Origin of the sequence: Tissierella carlieri (assembly GCF_018917285.1) — a bacterium.
Taxonomy (GTDB): Bacteria; Bacillota; Clostridia; order Tissierellales; family Tissierellaceae; genus Tissierella; species Tissierella carlieri.
Genome location: NZ_JAHLOH010000031.1, coordinates 24,210 through 39,014, shown reverse-complemented (window position 1 = coordinate 39,014; position 14,805 = coordinate 24,210). Strand labels below are relative to the sequence as shown.

At 37.7% G+C, this 14,805-nt stretch carries 20 protein-coding genes; all 20 read left to right on the top strand.

Annotated elements, in window-relative coordinates; all coding sequences use genetic code 11:
• Nucleotide 1: 1 nt before the first annotated feature.
• The 20 genes from KQI38_RS09410 (at nucleotide 2) to KQI38_RS09315 (ending at nucleotide 14,797) form a co-directional block, all read left to right on the top strand.
• Nucleotides 2-139, top strand: coding sequence for a hypothetical protein (locus KQI38_RS09410; RefSeq protein WP_216558637.1), 138 nt, complete (start codon nucleotides 2-4; stop codon nucleotides 137-139).
• On the top strand, nucleotides 132-2,216 hold the full coding sequence (locus KQI38_RS09405) for a Mu transposase C-terminal domain-containing protein (RefSeq protein WP_216558634.1): 2,085 nt from the start codon (nucleotides 132-134) through the stop codon (nucleotides 2,214-2,216). Before KQI38_RS09410 ends, KQI38_RS09405 begins: the two co-directional genes overlap by 8 nt.
• A 28-nt stretch (nucleotides 2,217-2,244) precedes the next feature.
• Complete coding sequence (locus tag KQI38_RS09400; protein ID WP_216558633.1) at nucleotides 2,245-3,213, top strand: AAA family ATPase; 969 nt, start codon at nucleotides 2,245-2,247, stop codon at nucleotides 3,211-3,213.
• Between the two features lie 33 nt (nucleotides 3,214-3,246).
• Nucleotides 3,247-3,501 carry a hypothetical protein gene (locus KQI38_RS09395; protein WP_216558630.1) on the top strand — a complete coding sequence of 85 codons (255 nt, stop codon included), beginning with the start codon at nucleotides 3,247-3,249 and terminating at the stop codon, nucleotides 3,499-3,501.
• Nucleotides 3,502-4,011 carry a host-nuclease inhibitor Gam family protein gene (locus KQI38_RS09390; RefSeq protein ID WP_216558627.1) on the top strand — a complete coding sequence of 170 codons (510 nt, stop codon included), beginning with the start codon at nucleotides 3,502-3,504 and terminating at the stop codon, nucleotides 4,009-4,011. It abuts the gene before it with no gap.
• A gap of 12 nt (nucleotides 4,012-4,023) precedes the next feature.
• A complete protein-coding gene (locus KQI38_RS09385; RefSeq protein ID WP_216558624.1) occupies nucleotides 4,024-4,494 on the top strand; it encodes a regulatory protein GemA in 471 nt (156 codons plus the stop codon).
• Nucleotides 4,448-4,861: a hypothetical protein gene (locus tag KQI38_RS09380; RefSeq protein ID WP_216558620.1), complete on the top strand. Its 414-nt coding sequence runs from the start codon at nucleotides 4,448-4,450 to the stop codon at nucleotides 4,859-4,861. Before KQI38_RS09385 ends, KQI38_RS09380 begins: the two co-directional genes overlap by 47 nt.
• Before the next feature lie 13 nt (nucleotides 4,862-4,874).
• Nucleotides 4,875-5,159 (top strand): hypothetical protein, encoded by a 285-nt coding sequence (locus tag KQI38_RS09375; RefSeq protein ID WP_216558618.1) that lies wholly within the window; start codon nucleotides 4,875-4,877, stop codon nucleotides 5,157-5,159.
• 195 nt (nucleotides 5,160-5,354) lie between these two features.
• Nucleotides 5,355-6,074: an N-acetylmuramoyl-L-alanine amidase family protein gene (locus KQI38_RS09370; protein WP_216558614.1), complete on the top strand. Its 720-nt coding sequence runs from the start codon at nucleotides 5,355-5,357 to the stop codon at nucleotides 6,072-6,074.
• Nucleotides 6,075-6,121: 47 nt separating this feature from the next.
• The gene (locus tag KQI38_RS09365; protein WP_216558611.1) at nucleotides 6,122-6,439 is read left to right on the top strand and encodes a Mor transcription activator family protein; all 318 of its coding nucleotides are present in this window, start codon (nucleotides 6,122-6,124) and stop codon (nucleotides 6,437-6,439) included.
• Nucleotides 6,440-6,552: 113 nt separating this feature from the next.
• Complete coding sequence (locus KQI38_RS09360) at nucleotides 6,553-7,011, top strand: hypothetical protein (protein ID WP_216558608.1); 459 nt, start codon at nucleotides 6,553-6,555, stop codon at nucleotides 7,009-7,011.
• 15 nt (nucleotides 7,012-7,026) lie between these two features.
• Entirely contained in the window at nucleotides 7,027-7,341 is a 315-nt protein-coding gene (locus KQI38_RS09355; protein ID WP_216558605.1) for a hypothetical protein, read from the top strand.
• 2 nt (nucleotides 7,342-7,343) lie between these two features.
• On the top strand, nucleotides 7,344-7,658 hold the full coding sequence (locus tag KQI38_RS09350) for a hypothetical protein (RefSeq protein WP_216558603.1): 315 nt from the start codon (nucleotides 7,344-7,346) through the stop codon (nucleotides 7,656-7,658).
• Entirely contained in the window at nucleotides 7,658-8,221 is a 564-nt protein-coding gene (locus KQI38_RS09345; protein WP_216558600.1) for a phage protein Gp27 family protein, read from the top strand. The genes KQI38_RS09350 and KQI38_RS09345 overlap by 1 nt, the downstream gene beginning before the upstream one ends.
• Complete coding sequence (gene terL / locus KQI38_RS09340; RefSeq protein ID WP_216558598.1) at nucleotides 8,214-9,968, top strand: phage terminase large subunit; 1,755 nt, start codon at nucleotides 8,214-8,216, stop codon at nucleotides 9,966-9,968. Before KQI38_RS09345 ends, terL begins: the two co-directional genes overlap by 8 nt.
• A gap of 15 nt (nucleotides 9,969-9,983) precedes the next feature.
• Nucleotides 9,984-11,570, top strand: a complete 1,587-nt coding sequence (locus KQI38_RS09335) for a DUF935 domain-containing protein (protein WP_216558596.1) — start codon at nucleotides 9,984-9,986, stop codon at nucleotides 11,568-11,570.
• On the top strand, nucleotides 11,554-12,288 hold the full coding sequence (locus KQI38_RS09330) for a phage head morphogenesis protein (RefSeq protein ID WP_216558592.1): 735 nt from the start codon (nucleotides 11,554-11,556) through the stop codon (nucleotides 12,286-12,288). Before KQI38_RS09335 ends, KQI38_RS09330 begins: the two co-directional genes overlap by 17 nt.
• Before the next feature lie 135 nt (nucleotides 12,289-12,423).
• Nucleotides 12,424-13,479, top strand: a complete 1,056-nt coding sequence (locus KQI38_RS09325) for a phage protease (RefSeq protein WP_216558589.1) — start codon at nucleotides 12,424-12,426, stop codon at nucleotides 13,477-13,479.
• A gap of 1 nt (nucleotide 13,480) precedes the next feature.
• Complete coding sequence (locus KQI38_RS09320) at nucleotides 13,481-13,888, top strand: hypothetical protein (protein ID WP_216558586.1); 408 nt, start codon at nucleotides 13,481-13,483, stop codon at nucleotides 13,886-13,888.
• A 21-nt stretch (nucleotides 13,889-13,909) separates the two neighbouring features.
• Nucleotides 13,910-14,797 carry a Mu-like prophage major head subunit gpT family protein gene (locus KQI38_RS09315; RefSeq protein ID WP_216558583.1) on the top strand — a complete coding sequence of 296 codons (888 nt, stop codon included), beginning with the start codon at nucleotides 13,910-13,912 and terminating at the stop codon, nucleotides 14,795-14,797.
• Nucleotides 14,798-14,805 lie beyond the last annotated feature (8 nt).

Here is a 14,805-nt window from a genome sequence, read left to right as displayed (position 1 = left end):
AGTGGTAAATGGACGAAAGAAAAAGAGTGCCTGCTGGCAAGCGAAGACACTCTTTTCAAAAGCCGTTGATGAATATTTCATCCCCTCCATATTAACAGAACGAATGTCACTTTGTAAAGGGGGAAATGAATTTGGCTGAAATTTTTATCACACTCGAAGAGGCTGCGGAACTTGATGGAGTTAAGTATAACACTTTAGTTCAACGGATTAAGAGAAATCCTGAAAACTATCAAACTAAAACAGAAGCAAGAGACGGAGGAAAAGACAGGGTTTTGGTGTCGCTCTCCTCTCTCTCGAAAAAAGCAAGACGAGGATATAAGGAAAAGAAGAATGTAGACGGGAGGGATGTTGTGATTGAAGAAAGAACAGAAAGCGAAATCCCTTGGTATATAGATATAGACCTGAATTGGTACATTGAAAAGTTTTCAACTCAATATTACAAGGCAGTTGAACTGGCTAAGCAGGTGCAGGAGTTTCTGAATTACAATGATGACGACAGGACAGCCTTTGCTGAAGAATTTGCAGACAAGCTGGGCGTCAGTCAAAGGACGTTGTACAGATACTCTCAGGCTTATCTTGAGGCGTCAGCTTGGGCTATGAAATTGGAGAAGATGGATTGTGGTAATTATGATTTTTTCAAGGTTCTCTCTCTTTGCAGGAAACCAAAGGAAAAGCATACATTCCCTTCTTTGGAGGCTGAGGTTAGGGCTTACATAGAAAATGTATGGTTTGACAAACATTTTGCAGAGAATGTAGGAACGGTTGAAATGCTGTACATGAAACTTGAAGAGGTTGCAGAGGAAAGAGGCTGGGAATACCCTTCGTATCAAACAGTTACAAGATATATCAACTATCTTATGGAGGAAAAGAGACTGAAAAATGCTCATTTCCTCGCTGCCAAAGGTTCAAGAGAATACAAAAATAAGGTCATGGTTAAGGGCTCAAGAGATACTAAGGCTCTTCCGGTCATGGGACTTGTACAAGGGGATGAACATACCTTTGATTGTTGGGTAGCATATCAGCATCCTAACGGAAAGATAACTTCGATAAAACCAAAATTAGTGGCTTGGATAGATACACGAAGTAGAGCGATTATGGGAGATGTTGTATGTAGAAATGCCAACTCTCAAATACTGAAACAGTCTTTATTAAAAATGCTCTATGGAGAACCGGGAGGAGTTCCACAATGGCTCTTGATAGACAACGGTAAGGACTACACAGCAGAGACAATGACAGGAAGAAAGAGAAGTCAGAGAAAAAGTGATGAAGAACTTTGCTTTGATAGCGAAACTGAAGGGTTTTACAGAAGTATTGGTATTCAGGATGACATGAGAAGTTTACCATATCAACCTTGGAGCAAAGGGCAAATTGAGAGGTTCTTTGGTACAGTCTGCTCAGACTTTACAAAATGGATGTTTTCCTATACAGGAACTCTGACAGGTTCAAAGACAGCAGCTAAAATTAAGAAAGATGTTCCTAATATGTTAAAGCGTGGAGAGTTGCTGACAATGGAAGAGTTCTATAGCGAATGGTCGAAGTGGCTGCATGACAGATACCATAAGGAAGAACATGGAGGACTAAAAAGACAGAAAGACAAGTATCTTACTCCGATTGAAGTATTCATGAAATCAGATGAAAGATATTACAAGCCTGCTCCTCCTAAGTCATACGCTTCAATCCTTATGATGAAAGCTGAAAGGGTTCATGTTTATAACATAGGAATTAGAAAGTTTGGATATGAGTACAGAGCGGATGAACTGACCGACTATATCGGAGAAAAGGTTGATATCAAGTATGACCCTGAAGATGTAACAAGGCTGTATGTCTACACAAGGGAAGGTAAGAAGATTTGTGAGGCTGTATCTCAAGAGCTCCTGATGATAGCTCCAAGGGTACAACAAAAGGCACTTGAAGAACATATCAAGATGCAAAAGAGACAGATTAAAAGAGATAAGGAACGCCTTGAGGAGTTCACTACCCCATTTGAGGAAAGGGTTGCTCAGTATAATGGAGCTCCTTCAGAAGTGGTGGGAGGAATGGACTTAATGGTTAAAGGCAAAGGCAATAAAAATGACAAGGTCATTGCTCTACCTCAAGACAAACAGTTTGGAACAGAGCTCAAAGATAAGAAAAACAGACAGAAACAGGAAGTTGAAAACGAGTTCTTCAACAAGAAGGCTCAGGATGCACTTTCAAAATTAAGGTTACTCGGTTAAAAAACATTAGAAAAGTGAGGGATAAGATATGGAAGCGGTAGCGGCTATCTATACAAGTGAAGTAAAACCATTGGTTCAGAGAGTAAATGAGTATTTGGAAATTAACAAGAAGACAAAAGCGGAATTAGCGAATGAAATTAGTTATTCAAGAACAACAGTCTCAAGGTTTCTATCAGGGAAATATGACAGCGACACAACTGAAATTGAGGCTAAGCTGGAAGAGTATCTGAGGAACAATACTGAAGATACTGAAACAACTGAAGAGATTGGAAACGCTCCAATCAGATTGACAAAAAGAAATTCCTTCTTTGAGAGCAGAGACTCTGCAAATGTAATAGGTGTTTGCAATTCTTGTCAGGAGGACATGGGACTCGGCATAGTAGTTGGAAAGTCAGGCTTTGGCAAGACACACGCTCTGAAATATTATGCAAAGCTGCCAAGGGTGGCCTACATTGAATGTGATGACACCATGTCAAGTCGTGACTTGGTTGAGGCTATAGAGAGGAGTCTCGGCATACCTCAGACTTACGGAACGATTTGGAAGAGAGTCAACGGAATTAGAGAGTTCTTCAATGTAAATCATGGCTACCTACTCATTATAGACGAGGCTGACAAGCTTATAAGCAAGTACACTCAAAAGAAAATGGAAATCTTGAGAGGGATATTCGACCAATCGGATGTCGGGATGGTTATTGCTGGAGAGCCAAAGTTGGAGGCTCAGATTAAAAGCTATCTTACACGATTTGCGAACAGAGTTGACTTTTACGCTTGCTTAAAAGGATTAAACACTCAAGAAGTTCAGAACTACCTTGCAGGATACAAGATTGAGCCGGAGGCAATGGGCGAATTGGTATCAAGAGCTTGCAACAACCAAACAGGATGCTTCAGGCTATTGGATAGGACATTAAACAATATCGTTAGGATTTTAAATGAAAGCGGTCAAGATACGGTCACTCTGAAAATAATAGCTCAAGCAAGTAACATGATGATGCTGTAATCTCAAAATAATTGTCAAATGGAGGGAGAAAATATGGAGGCTATAATGAGCTTGGATATGGTTGCAACAAGAGCAATAAATGGAATCGAAGTGGGGGAAACAAAACAGGAAGCAATTCATTTAATTACTTCCTTTGTAGAATCAAACTATATAAGAAAAACAACACTTGCGGACATGGGAAGCTTGCCGATTAAGGATGCAGTAGTTCTGAATGAAAGGCATGGCATAGAGTTTGTTGTTAATGACGGTAAAGTGATGGGGTTTAAAATAAAGAAAGGAATGGTGTAAGTGGTAAGAGTAAGAATCAAAAATCAACCAACATTAAAGAATTGGGATGAAGTAGACAAGGCACTGAGAGAAATTGCAGAGCAGGAGTTTTTGATTGAGGAAATCGAGGCAGAAATGACCAAACAAATAAACGGTATTAAGATATCTTCAGGTCTTGAAGCAAAACCGCATCAAGATAGAATTGAGAAGCTTGGCAAGGATATCAAAGAATTTGTAACAGAGCATAAAGATGAACTTGACGGTAAAACAAAGGTTTTAAACTTTGGGAGTACAGGATTTAGAATGAGTACATCCGTTATTATTCCAAAGGCAAAAGAAAAAGTTGCAGCAATTGTCAAGAGCTTAAAAATTCGTAAAATGGCAGACTGCATCAATGTTGTTGAAATGGTAAATAAAGAAGTTCTCAAAAAATATAGCGAGGATGAAATCATTAAAGTTGGAGCTAAGCTCAAGAAAGAGGACGTGTTTTGGTATGAGACATCACGAGAAAAGTTCAAGGACACTAAATAAGGGGGCGGTGTCATGGGATACAATTACAACCGGGGGCGTGCAACCCCCGATTTTACTATAAAGACTATTTGGGGAATTGCAAAGTCGCCGGAGCTCCTCATGAGTGATGAAGACCTATACTCTATTATCTACAGGGAAACAGGCAAAGACAGCATGAGAAAACTCACTCAGAAGGAAATTGGCAAGATATGCTTTACCCTTTTAGAAATTAAAGACTCAGTAAGTGGCAAGAGCAAAACGGGAAGAACTGATACTGGGGGAAACAAACTTACGATAGACCAAAGAAGAAAGATTTATAAACTCACTGGGGAGCTCGGGTGGAACAACAATAATGCGAGAATAAACGGATTTGTAAAAAAGATGTTTAATACTGAAAGATTAGAATGGCTCAATAAACAACAATGCAATAACTTAATAGAAATGCTCAAGAGTATGGTTGAAAGAGAGAACTCCAAGAAAGGAGGTGGTTCCGATAGCAACTAAAAAGAAATATAAGAAGCTCAATAATAAGGAAAAGCAGCTCAATAAAGAATTTAGAGAGGAAATGAGAGAAAGAGGAATCCTTCCTCCTATAAAACCAAAGCTTAATCGAAAAAAATTTGCACAAGAAGTCCGTGAAGAATGGGAAAAAGAAGGTTCTTTGTACTATCTACCCAGAGCCCTTGGCTGTATGATACCAAGTGGAGAATTTGAAACTAAAATAACACCTGAGCAGATTGGAGTTTTGAAGGTTATGAAACTTGCAATAGAAATAAAGAGATTCGAGGAGCAAAACAAAGCTGAAGGTAAAAGTGATTATACAATCGGGGAACTGTACGAAAAGGCAATTGCTCCAATATTAAACCTATAGGGAGGGGGAGGGTTTGGAAGTAACTAAATACTATTGTGAATTATGCGAAAGAGAAGTTGAATATAAAAAATGGACTGAAATAGTAATAGCTGTAAGACACTATGTTCCTCATAGGCAAGATATAGAAAGTTGTAGTAAAAAGATTTGTATTTATTGTATGAAAGAACTAGAGCTTGTAGAAGAGGTCGTATATTTAGAAGATAGACCACTATCAGTAAAGAAGCATTTAGTCGATAAAAATAAATTCAAAAACATCATTAGAAACTTAATTAGCCGAAGGAGGGAAAGAAATGATTAAGGAAAGCTCTCACATAATCAAAGGTGAAGCAGTGACAATCAAAATGCCAAGACTTGAAGATTGACCCATTACACACCTAAGAAAAACTTGCAAGAAAAACAAAGTTGAAGGATATACCAAAATGGATAAAGAGCATCTCATTGAGTCTGTAAGGCAAATATTAGATAATTTTCATAACAAAAAGGAGGATTCAAAATGATTGATATAATAATTGATGCAGGACATGGTGGAGTTGACCCGGGAGCGATTGGGCCAACAGGAGTCAAGGAAAAGGAAATTACATTAAAACTAGCCTTGAAGGCTGGGAATCTCTTAAAATCAAGAGGAGTAAATATTGAATACACGAGGATTGATGATAGATATGTTGAATTAAAACAAAGGGCAATTATAGCGAATGATGCAAAGGCGAGATTTTTCCTGAGCATCCATATAAATAGTGCAACTAATCAATCAGCAACGGGGACTGAAACTTTTGCTTTCTTTCAAGGAGGACAGGGCGAAAAAATGGCTAGAGCAATTCAAAGTAATTTAGTTGAAGCTATAGGACTTCCAAATAGAGGAGTAAAATATGCAAATTTTGCGGTTCTTCGTGAAACTAATATGCCGGCAGCTCTTACCGAAGTAAATTTCATATGCAATCCCAAAGAGGAAGCAATGTTAAAGAGCGAAATATTCCTTGATAAAGCAGCTTTAGGAATAGCAAAAGGTGTGATTGAGTTTTTAGGATTTAAGTGGGAAACAGATAAGCTAAAAGTGGAGGGTATGAAACAAAATATTCCTAAGTGGCAATTAGAAGCGTTTCAGAAACTTATAGATTCAAAAGTTATAGAAGCAATTGACTATTGGGAAGATAAGCTGGATAAATCAATGACCGTAGGAGAAATGTTTGCAGTATTGTCAAAGACGATAAAATAAAAAGCTTGAAAAAATTTTAATCTCAAAGTAATATAGGAGGTGAGGAAGTGGAGGAACTTTTAAACCTAATATCAGAAAATGAACTTCCTGAACCATACTCAGATATAGTTCATAGAATTGGTATACAAAATGTAATTGAGCTTGCTAAGATGTTTGGGGGCAGCAGAGTATATTTTCCTAAAATAGAAAGCACAACACGACCTCAACGAGATGAAAAGATAAAATCTGAATATAATCAGTACAATGTAAGAGAGCTTGCAAGAAAGTATAATCTTTCAGAAAACAGAGTATTACAAATTTGTAAAGATATAAGAGAAAAGGAAAAATATAAACCTCTTGATGGGCAAATTTCAATATTTGAATAAATATCTTACCAAAATGTTTTGGGAGAAAAGATTGATAAATACACTTAAAATCATAGTATAAGGAAAATCCTTATACTATGATTTTTTTATTTTGAAAAGGAGGAATGGATAAAATGGAAGCAATACAAGGAGTATTAACTGAGGTACTTATGAGGATAACACTTGCGTTAATTGCATTAATAGCAGCATTTGTATTATCTTACATCAAGAAAGCATCAGACAAACTAAAGGTTGAAATCGAAGTTCTCGAAAATGAGGATTTAGAAAAGCTAATCTCAAGGGCGTTTGATAGATTAGCTGAAGTAACCAAACTGACAGTAAACAAGATTGAGCAACAATCGGCTAGAACAATTAGGGAAGCAGTCAATGAGGGTAAACTCTCAAAAGATGAATTAGAAAAACTATCTAAGGAAGCATACGAGGAGATTCTAAGAGTTCTTGAGCCAGAATATAAAGAGTTTTTACAAGATATGCTTGGTGATATTGAGACATATATATTAAACCTCATTGAAGAAAAGCTGGTGTCTATAAAAGAGAGAGACCAAGTATTTGAGATACAGCGATTTAGTTAATAGTGAGGTAAGGAGATGGAACTGAACTGGATATTGCAGATGATAACAACCCTAGCCATTGGAGCAATAGCTTTTTTCATAAAAGGTGCAATGGCGGATATCAAAGATGGAATAAAAAAGAACGACCTTAAAATTAAAGAAACTGAGGTAAAGCTCTCAAAGGATATCGAAGATATCAAGGATGAACTTCATGACCTGAAGAGTGATTTGCCTTTTATCTACGTACTTAGAGAGGATTTCATCCGTTCCCTCAATAATGTAGATACAAAGATGGGTAACATAGACAACAAAATTGATAAATTACTACAGTTCAAGAGTAAGGGGGAATGATGATGGACGAACGCATGGAACAGGAAATCAAACAAAACAAAGCGATAAGAGGTTATATCATCCGTTCTTTAGTTAAGGGACACCAAAATTCTTTGTTGCTTAGACAGATTACTAACTCACTTGTGGCAGATGGCATGATTGTTTCTCCTGACATTTCAAAACACCTAGATTATTTATTAGAGGCTGGGTACATTTGCTTTACTGACAAGACTGTAAATGCTTATAACGCTTACAGAAAAGATGCGGTAATAAAACTGACGAAGGATGGTGTTGACCTAGTCGAAGGAACGACTGATGACCCGGGAGTTGATATCTGATGGCAAGGGAAAGAACGAGAACGAGAGTAAATTCTAAGGTTGACTCTCTTCCGGAAGATATCAGAGCTCGTGTAGACGAAATGATAATTGACACAAGTAACACCTATCAGGAGATAGCAGACTGGGTCAAGGAGCAGGGCTATGAAGTAAGTAAAAGTAGTGTCGGCAGATATGCTATGAGAACCACTGGGGCAACTCAAAGACTTATAGAGGCACAGAAACAGACAGAAGCCCTTGTAAATGTCATCAAGAAAAATCCTGATGTAGACTATACAGATGCAGGACTCATGATGCTCATGGATGGACTTGTAAAAAAGCTGACTGTTGCTGAAGAGGAATTTGATAAGATGCCTCTTGATAAGGCTGGAAGGCTTATAACAGCAATAAGCAGAACAAAAGTCTACAAAGACAGAGTTAAGCATGACATGAAAAAGAAAGTTGAGCTTGCATTTCAGGGAATGGAAACTGAGCTGATGGCTGTGATTAAATCAGACCCGGCTCTTGCAAAGGAATTAAAATCAGTGCTTGAAAGAGCAAAAGAGAAGATGATACAAGATGATTAAATTAAATGACTATATTCAGCAACTGGAAGAAGATGTTGAATTATTAGAGAATACAGAGAGCCAAAAAGAGTTCTTTGAAAATTATGTAATGAGAAATAAGCAGCATATTGAGGTCAGGGAAAAGCTCTTGAAAGAATACAAAGCCGGTGTAGAATTGACGGGACAAAAAGGTCTTAGGAAGAGGCTTGCTGCTATAGACCTCGAATATTTTGGGAGAGCCTATCTTTCCCATTACTTCATCCGAGAATCTCCTTCTTTTCATGAGCGACTGGATGATATTTGGACTCAAGGAGTCATGAAAGGTAAGAATCCAATTACTCAGTACAAAGAGATATCAAGAGATAAAGGTTGTAGAAGAGGTATAGCAGCTCCTCGTGGGCACGCTAAATCAACAAATTTTACTTTCAAAGACACTCTCCATGCTGTACTCTACCAATACAAACATTATCCAATCATCCTCTCTGACAGCTCAGACCAAGCGGAAGGATTCTTGACAGATATTAAAACAGAGCTTGAAGAAAACAGAAATATTATTGAGGATTTTGGAATCCTCAAGGGGAAGGTTTGGAAAACCGGAGTCATATTGACATCAACAGATATCAAAGTTGAAGCCATAGGCTCAGGAAAAAAGATTCGTGGACGAAGACATAGAAATTGGAGACCTGACCTTATAGTCCTTGATGATATTGAAAATGATGAGAATGTCAATACACCGGAGCAAAGGAAAAAGCTTGAAAACTGGTTTTACAAGGCAGTATCAAAAGCCGGGGACACATACACGGACATAGTCTACATTGGGACAATACTCCACTATGATTCTTTACTTTCAAAGGTGCTTAAAAATCCTGAATATCATTGTGTTAAGTATAGAGGGGTTATCAGTTTCTCAGACAATCATGAGCTTTGGAATGCATGGGAAACGATATATACAGACCTCGAAAACGAACTGAGGCAAGAAGATGCACTTGAGTTCTTTGAAGTGAATAAAGAAGCAATGCTTGAGGGGACTGAGGTCTTATGGGAGGCAAAACTATCTTACTATGACTTAATGATAATCAAGATATCTGAAGGAGAGGCCTCCTTCAATAGCGAGATTCAAAATGACCCTATTGACCCGGATTCATGTACTTTTAATGAGGAATGGTTTGATTTTTATGACGAAAGTTCAATCAACTTCTCTGACCCTGAGTTTATCATTATAGGCTCAAATGACCCGTCTCTAGGGAAAAACAAAAAAAGTGATACCTCTTCTATTATTGCATTAGCTAAAAGTTTGAAAACTGGCTATATGTACATTGTGGAAGCATCCATTGAGAAAAGAAAGCCGGATGTAATTATTGATGATGCTATTGAAATGTCTAAGAGAATGAAGCGTGACTTGAAAAAACCATTTTTTAAATTTGGAGTTGAGACGGTTCAGTTTCAATACTATTTCAAGGATGTCATGGTAAAGAAAAGCGTTGAGGTTGGAGAGTATCTCCCTATTGAGGAGATACAAAGTACACAAAGCAAGAATGTAAGAATTGAGTCTTTACAGCCGTTTATCAAAAATAAATATTTAAAATTTAATGAGAAACATAAGACCCTATTGCAGCAGTTTAAAGAGTATCCAATGGGCAAAAATGATGACGGCCCGGATGGTGTTGAAATGGCAGTAAGGCTTGCACTTGGAATTAAAGGAAATACCAAAGTTGATTATAAGTCAGTTCTTAGTAGAGCAATGAAATTCAAAAGAGGGGCTTTCTAGAGAGGGGGGAGTTTATTGGCAAATAAAAATAATAGAGTAAACAACAAGGTAGCAAATAAAAAGCCTGAACTATTTGAAATTGCAGTTGCTCAGGTACAGGATAAATATTCAACATATCTCTCCAATGGACTAACACCTATAAGACTTGCACAAATATTTAGGGAAGCTGATTCCGGAGACATTATGAGCCAAATGGAGCTATTTGAGGAAATGGAAGAAAAAGACCCTCATCTATTTTCTCAACTTCAGACGAGAAAAAATGCAGTCACCGGACTTGATTATGAGGTTATCCCGTTCTCTGATGAGGAAATTGACAAGCAGATTGCTGAGTTTGTAAAGCAAGAGGTTGAGAGTATTGGAAACTTTGAAGATATTTTAATGGATTTACTAGATGCAATAGGTAAAGGAATTGCAATGAGTGAAATCCTTTGGACTTATGACGAAGGCAGAATCACAATCGAAGACATTAAATGGAGGCATCAAAAGAAATTCTTTTGGGATGAAAACGACTCTTTGAAAGTTATCACTAAGGACTTACCTGCTGGTGTAGAGATTCCTGAAAATAAGTTCATCATTCATAGATATAAAGCAAGGTCAGGACATCCTTCAAGAGCAGGAGTGCTACGTGTAGTTGCTTGGATGTATTTATTCAAGAATTATGACCTCAAGGACTGGGTCAGCTTTTGTGAAGTATTTGGGATGCCTTTAAGGCTTGGAAAATATAATCCTTCAGCAAGCGAAGAAGACAAAGAAGCTCTCATGAGGGCCTTGGTAGAAATAGGGACAGATGCAGCCGGCATCATACCGGATGGGACCGAAATTGAGTTCAAAGAGAGCTCAAAGACAACTTCAATTAACGTTTATGAATCCTTAGCTCGCTTTTGTGATGAACAGATGTCAAAGGCCGTGCTTGGTCAAACTTTAACATCTGATTCAGGAAGTGGCTCTTATGCTCAATCAAAAACTCACAATGATGTAAGACATGACCTGACGATTGCAGATTGTAAAGCTCTTGCAGCTACACTCAGAAGAGATTTAATTCGTCCCCTTGTACTCTTTAATTTTGGAGAAGACAAGAGAATTCCATATATAAGGTTTGATTGTGAGGAAGCCGGGGACTTAAAAGAAACCGCTGACATATACGAAAAACTTGTATGTAATATAGGACTGAAGATACCAACTTCTCACCTATACAAGAAATTTAGCATACCAAAACCTGAAGATGGCGAAGAAGTAGCAGCTCCACCTACAGTAGCAACACCTATTCCCTTTAAGGATGGCATGAAGCTCATGAGCAACAAAGAGCAAACTGAAAAGGAGCTTCAGAAAATTAGCAAGGAGTATCAAATAAAAATCGATAGCCTTGCTGACATGGCAGCCGCTCAAAGCTCAAGTATCTTTGTCAAGATTTTTGAGCCAGTAATGGAGTTGTTTGAGAGAACTGAAAGTCTTGAGGAGTTAAAAAAACAACTCGAGGATGAAAAGGTTGTTGAGAGCCTATATAAGAAGATGGACGTTGAAGACCTTGACGAGCTCCTTCAAAAGTCAATGTTTTATGCTGATATGCTTGGAAGGATGAAAGAAAATGAAAGACATATTTGAGCTTTTAACTAAAGAAGAAATTGTATTTGAGGAAGCAGTGAACTATTTCAAAGGAAAGATTCCAATAAAAGCAAGCGAATTTTATAAACTTGCTGAAGAATATAAATCCCTCGCTTTTACAGTTTCAGGATATTCAAAGACTCAGGTACTTAATAAGTTTTATGAGGAACTCTTAAAGGCAATTGAAGAAGGAACAACCATGAAAGACTTTAAAGACAAGATGAATGAGTTTCTTGAGAAAAAGGGTTATGATGGTATCACTAATTTTCAAGCTGACAACATATTTAGGACTAATATTCAAACTGCTTATCAAGTGGGCCATTATAAACAAATGACCTCTCCTGAAGTTCTAAAATATAGGCCATATTGGCAATATGATGCAGTAAATGACAAACATACAAGACCGTCACACTTGGCAATGGATGGCAGAGTATACAGAGCTGACGACCCTATTTGGGATACTTGGTATCCGCCAAATGGATATCGTTGTAGATGCGGAGTAAAAACACTGTCAGAAAGACAAGTCAAAGAAAGAGGTCTCACAATTGAAACAGGTACTCCAATAGCTGTTGAGGTAGATGGAAAGTTTGTGCAGATACTTCCTGACCCCAATTTTGCGAACAATTCTGCAAAGGCAGACTTTACACCTGACTTAAAAGACTATCCGGAGTCAATAAGAAAAGCATTTGAAAAGAGAGAATCATCAAAAGATAAATAGAACGTATTTAAAAGCTTAATTTAATAGTTTTCCCATTGAACAAGGTATTTATACAAAAGTTTAAATATTCCCCCGTTATAACGCGTGCTAACGCCGTTATTGATGAAAATAGAATAAGCAAAGAGTGGTGAATGTATGGCAAAAAAATTTGTATTAAATATAAGCTCTTCTGAAATCCAAGGAGTTCCTGAAATAATTAAGCTTTTACCTCTTGGTACAGTTAAGTCTCAAAAAGGGAATTTCATTGTTGACGAAGAGAGTTTTGAAAGTATCAATAACACTTTCAAAAAAAGAGGCATTGATGTTGTAATTGACTATGAACACCAAACTCTTGAAGATGTTCAAGCTCCTGCCGGTGGTTGGATAAAAGAATTATTTATTCAAGATGGAGCGATTGCAGCAAAGGTTGAGTGGACTCCAAAGGCTCAGGAGTATCTAAAGAATAAAGAATATAGATATCTCTCGCCTGTTGTCCTTGTAAGAAAAAGTGACCAAAAAGCAGTTGTCCTCCACTCAGCAGCACTAACAAATACACCGGCAATAGATGGAATGTTTGCAATAGTAAACTCAATAAATATTGATGAATTTGAAGAAGGAGGAAAAAATATGGATTTAAAAAAGTTAGCTGCTATTCTAGGTCTTCCTGAAGATGCAACTGAGGAGCAAATAATACAGGCTATTAAAACAACTGTTGGAGAAGTTGAGAAACTCAAAGATGAAGCCAAGAAACAAGAAACCAAAACTGAAGGAGATGAGGGCAACACTGAGACAGTTGCAAATAAAGTTATATGCGGACTTCTTGGGATAGACAATAAGGATGCAAAAACCGAAGATGTAGCTGCTGCAATCATGGCATTAAAAAACCCTGCAAACTTTGTTCCAGTGACTGAGTTCAACAGACTTAAAGAAAGACTGGACAAAAAAGATGGGGAGGAACTTGTGACCAAGGCTCTGAAGGCAGGAAAAATCTCAGCAGCTCAAAAGGAATGGGCTGAAGAATATGCCTTGAAAGACCCTGAAGGATTTAAGAAGTTTGTTGAGAAAGCTCCCCAAGCAGTTCCTATGGGAGAGATAGAGCTTGATGATATCAAGAAAGATGACGGTAAGCTTTCAGATACGACAATGTCAGTATGTAAAATGCTTGGTGTTTCTAAAGAAGACCTTGAGAAATACGGAAAGGAAGTGAAATAACATGACATTAACGGCAGGAAGAAACACTATTGAGATTCAGGATGGCAAAACTCTTGTATTGCCAATGAAGGCAAATACAAGGATATATGAAGGCTCTTTGGTTGTCATTGACTCAACAGGTTATGCAATACCGGGTAAAAAGGCTGAAGGGTTATTGGTTGCAGGAAGAGCTGAGGAATTTGTTGACAATACTGGCGTTGGTAATGGCAACGGTGTTAAATCTGTAAGAGTTAGGCGTGGGGTCTTTAAATTCAATAATGATGGGACTAATCCTATCACTGCGACAGATTTATTGAAAGACTGCTATATTTTGGATGATGAGACTGTAACCATGTTAGCAGTGGGCACATCCATAGCCGGAAAAGTATTGAGGCTTGATAACGGCGAGGTAGTCGTTGAAATACTTTAATTCAAAGGAGGATAAAAGACTATGATAGTTAATCAGCAAGCATTACAAGGCATTACGACAGGTTTTAAGACTATATTTAACAAGGTCTTTAACGAGACAAAAACTGACTGGGACAAGATTGCAACCAAAGTCCCATCTGAAACCGGAGAAGAAAGTTACAAATGGCTTGGAAAGATTCCTCGAATGAGGGAATGGATTGGAGACAGAGAGATTCAAAACTTAACTGGCTCTGATTACACCATTAAGAATAAAGACTTTGAGTTGACAATTGGTGTTGACAGAAACGATATTGAGGATGACAAAATTGGAGTTTACAATCCAGTTGTTCAAGACATAGCTCAAAGCACTGCAACTTTTCCTGATACGCTTGTTTTTAAATTGCTTTTAGATGGGTTTGAGAATAAGTGCTATGATGGGCAGCCATTCTTCTCAGATACTCACAAAATAGGAAAGAAATCTATTTCCAACAAAGGAACTAAGGCATTGACAATCGAGTCTTATGCTGAAGCGAGAAAATCCATAATGTCAATCAAGGACGAGAATGGAGAAAGCTTGAGAATTATTCCGGACACTCTTGTTGTCCCTCCTGCTCTTGAGGATACTGCAAGAAAGATATTATTAGCAGACCAAATTGACGGAACTACTAATATTTACAAAGACACAGCAGAACTTCTTGTAGTTCCTGAGCTTGCTGGAAATGATACAGCGTGGTATCTGCTTTGCACTACAAAGCCACTGAAACCAATTATCTATCAGGAAAGAAAAGCTCCTAAGTTTGATACTTTAATTGATGATAAAGACGAGAATGTTTTCATGAGGAAACAGTATCTATATGGTGTACATTCAAGGGCAAACGGTGGATATGGATTTTGGCAGATGGCTTATGGCAGCACTGGTCAAGAAATATAAAGGAATGA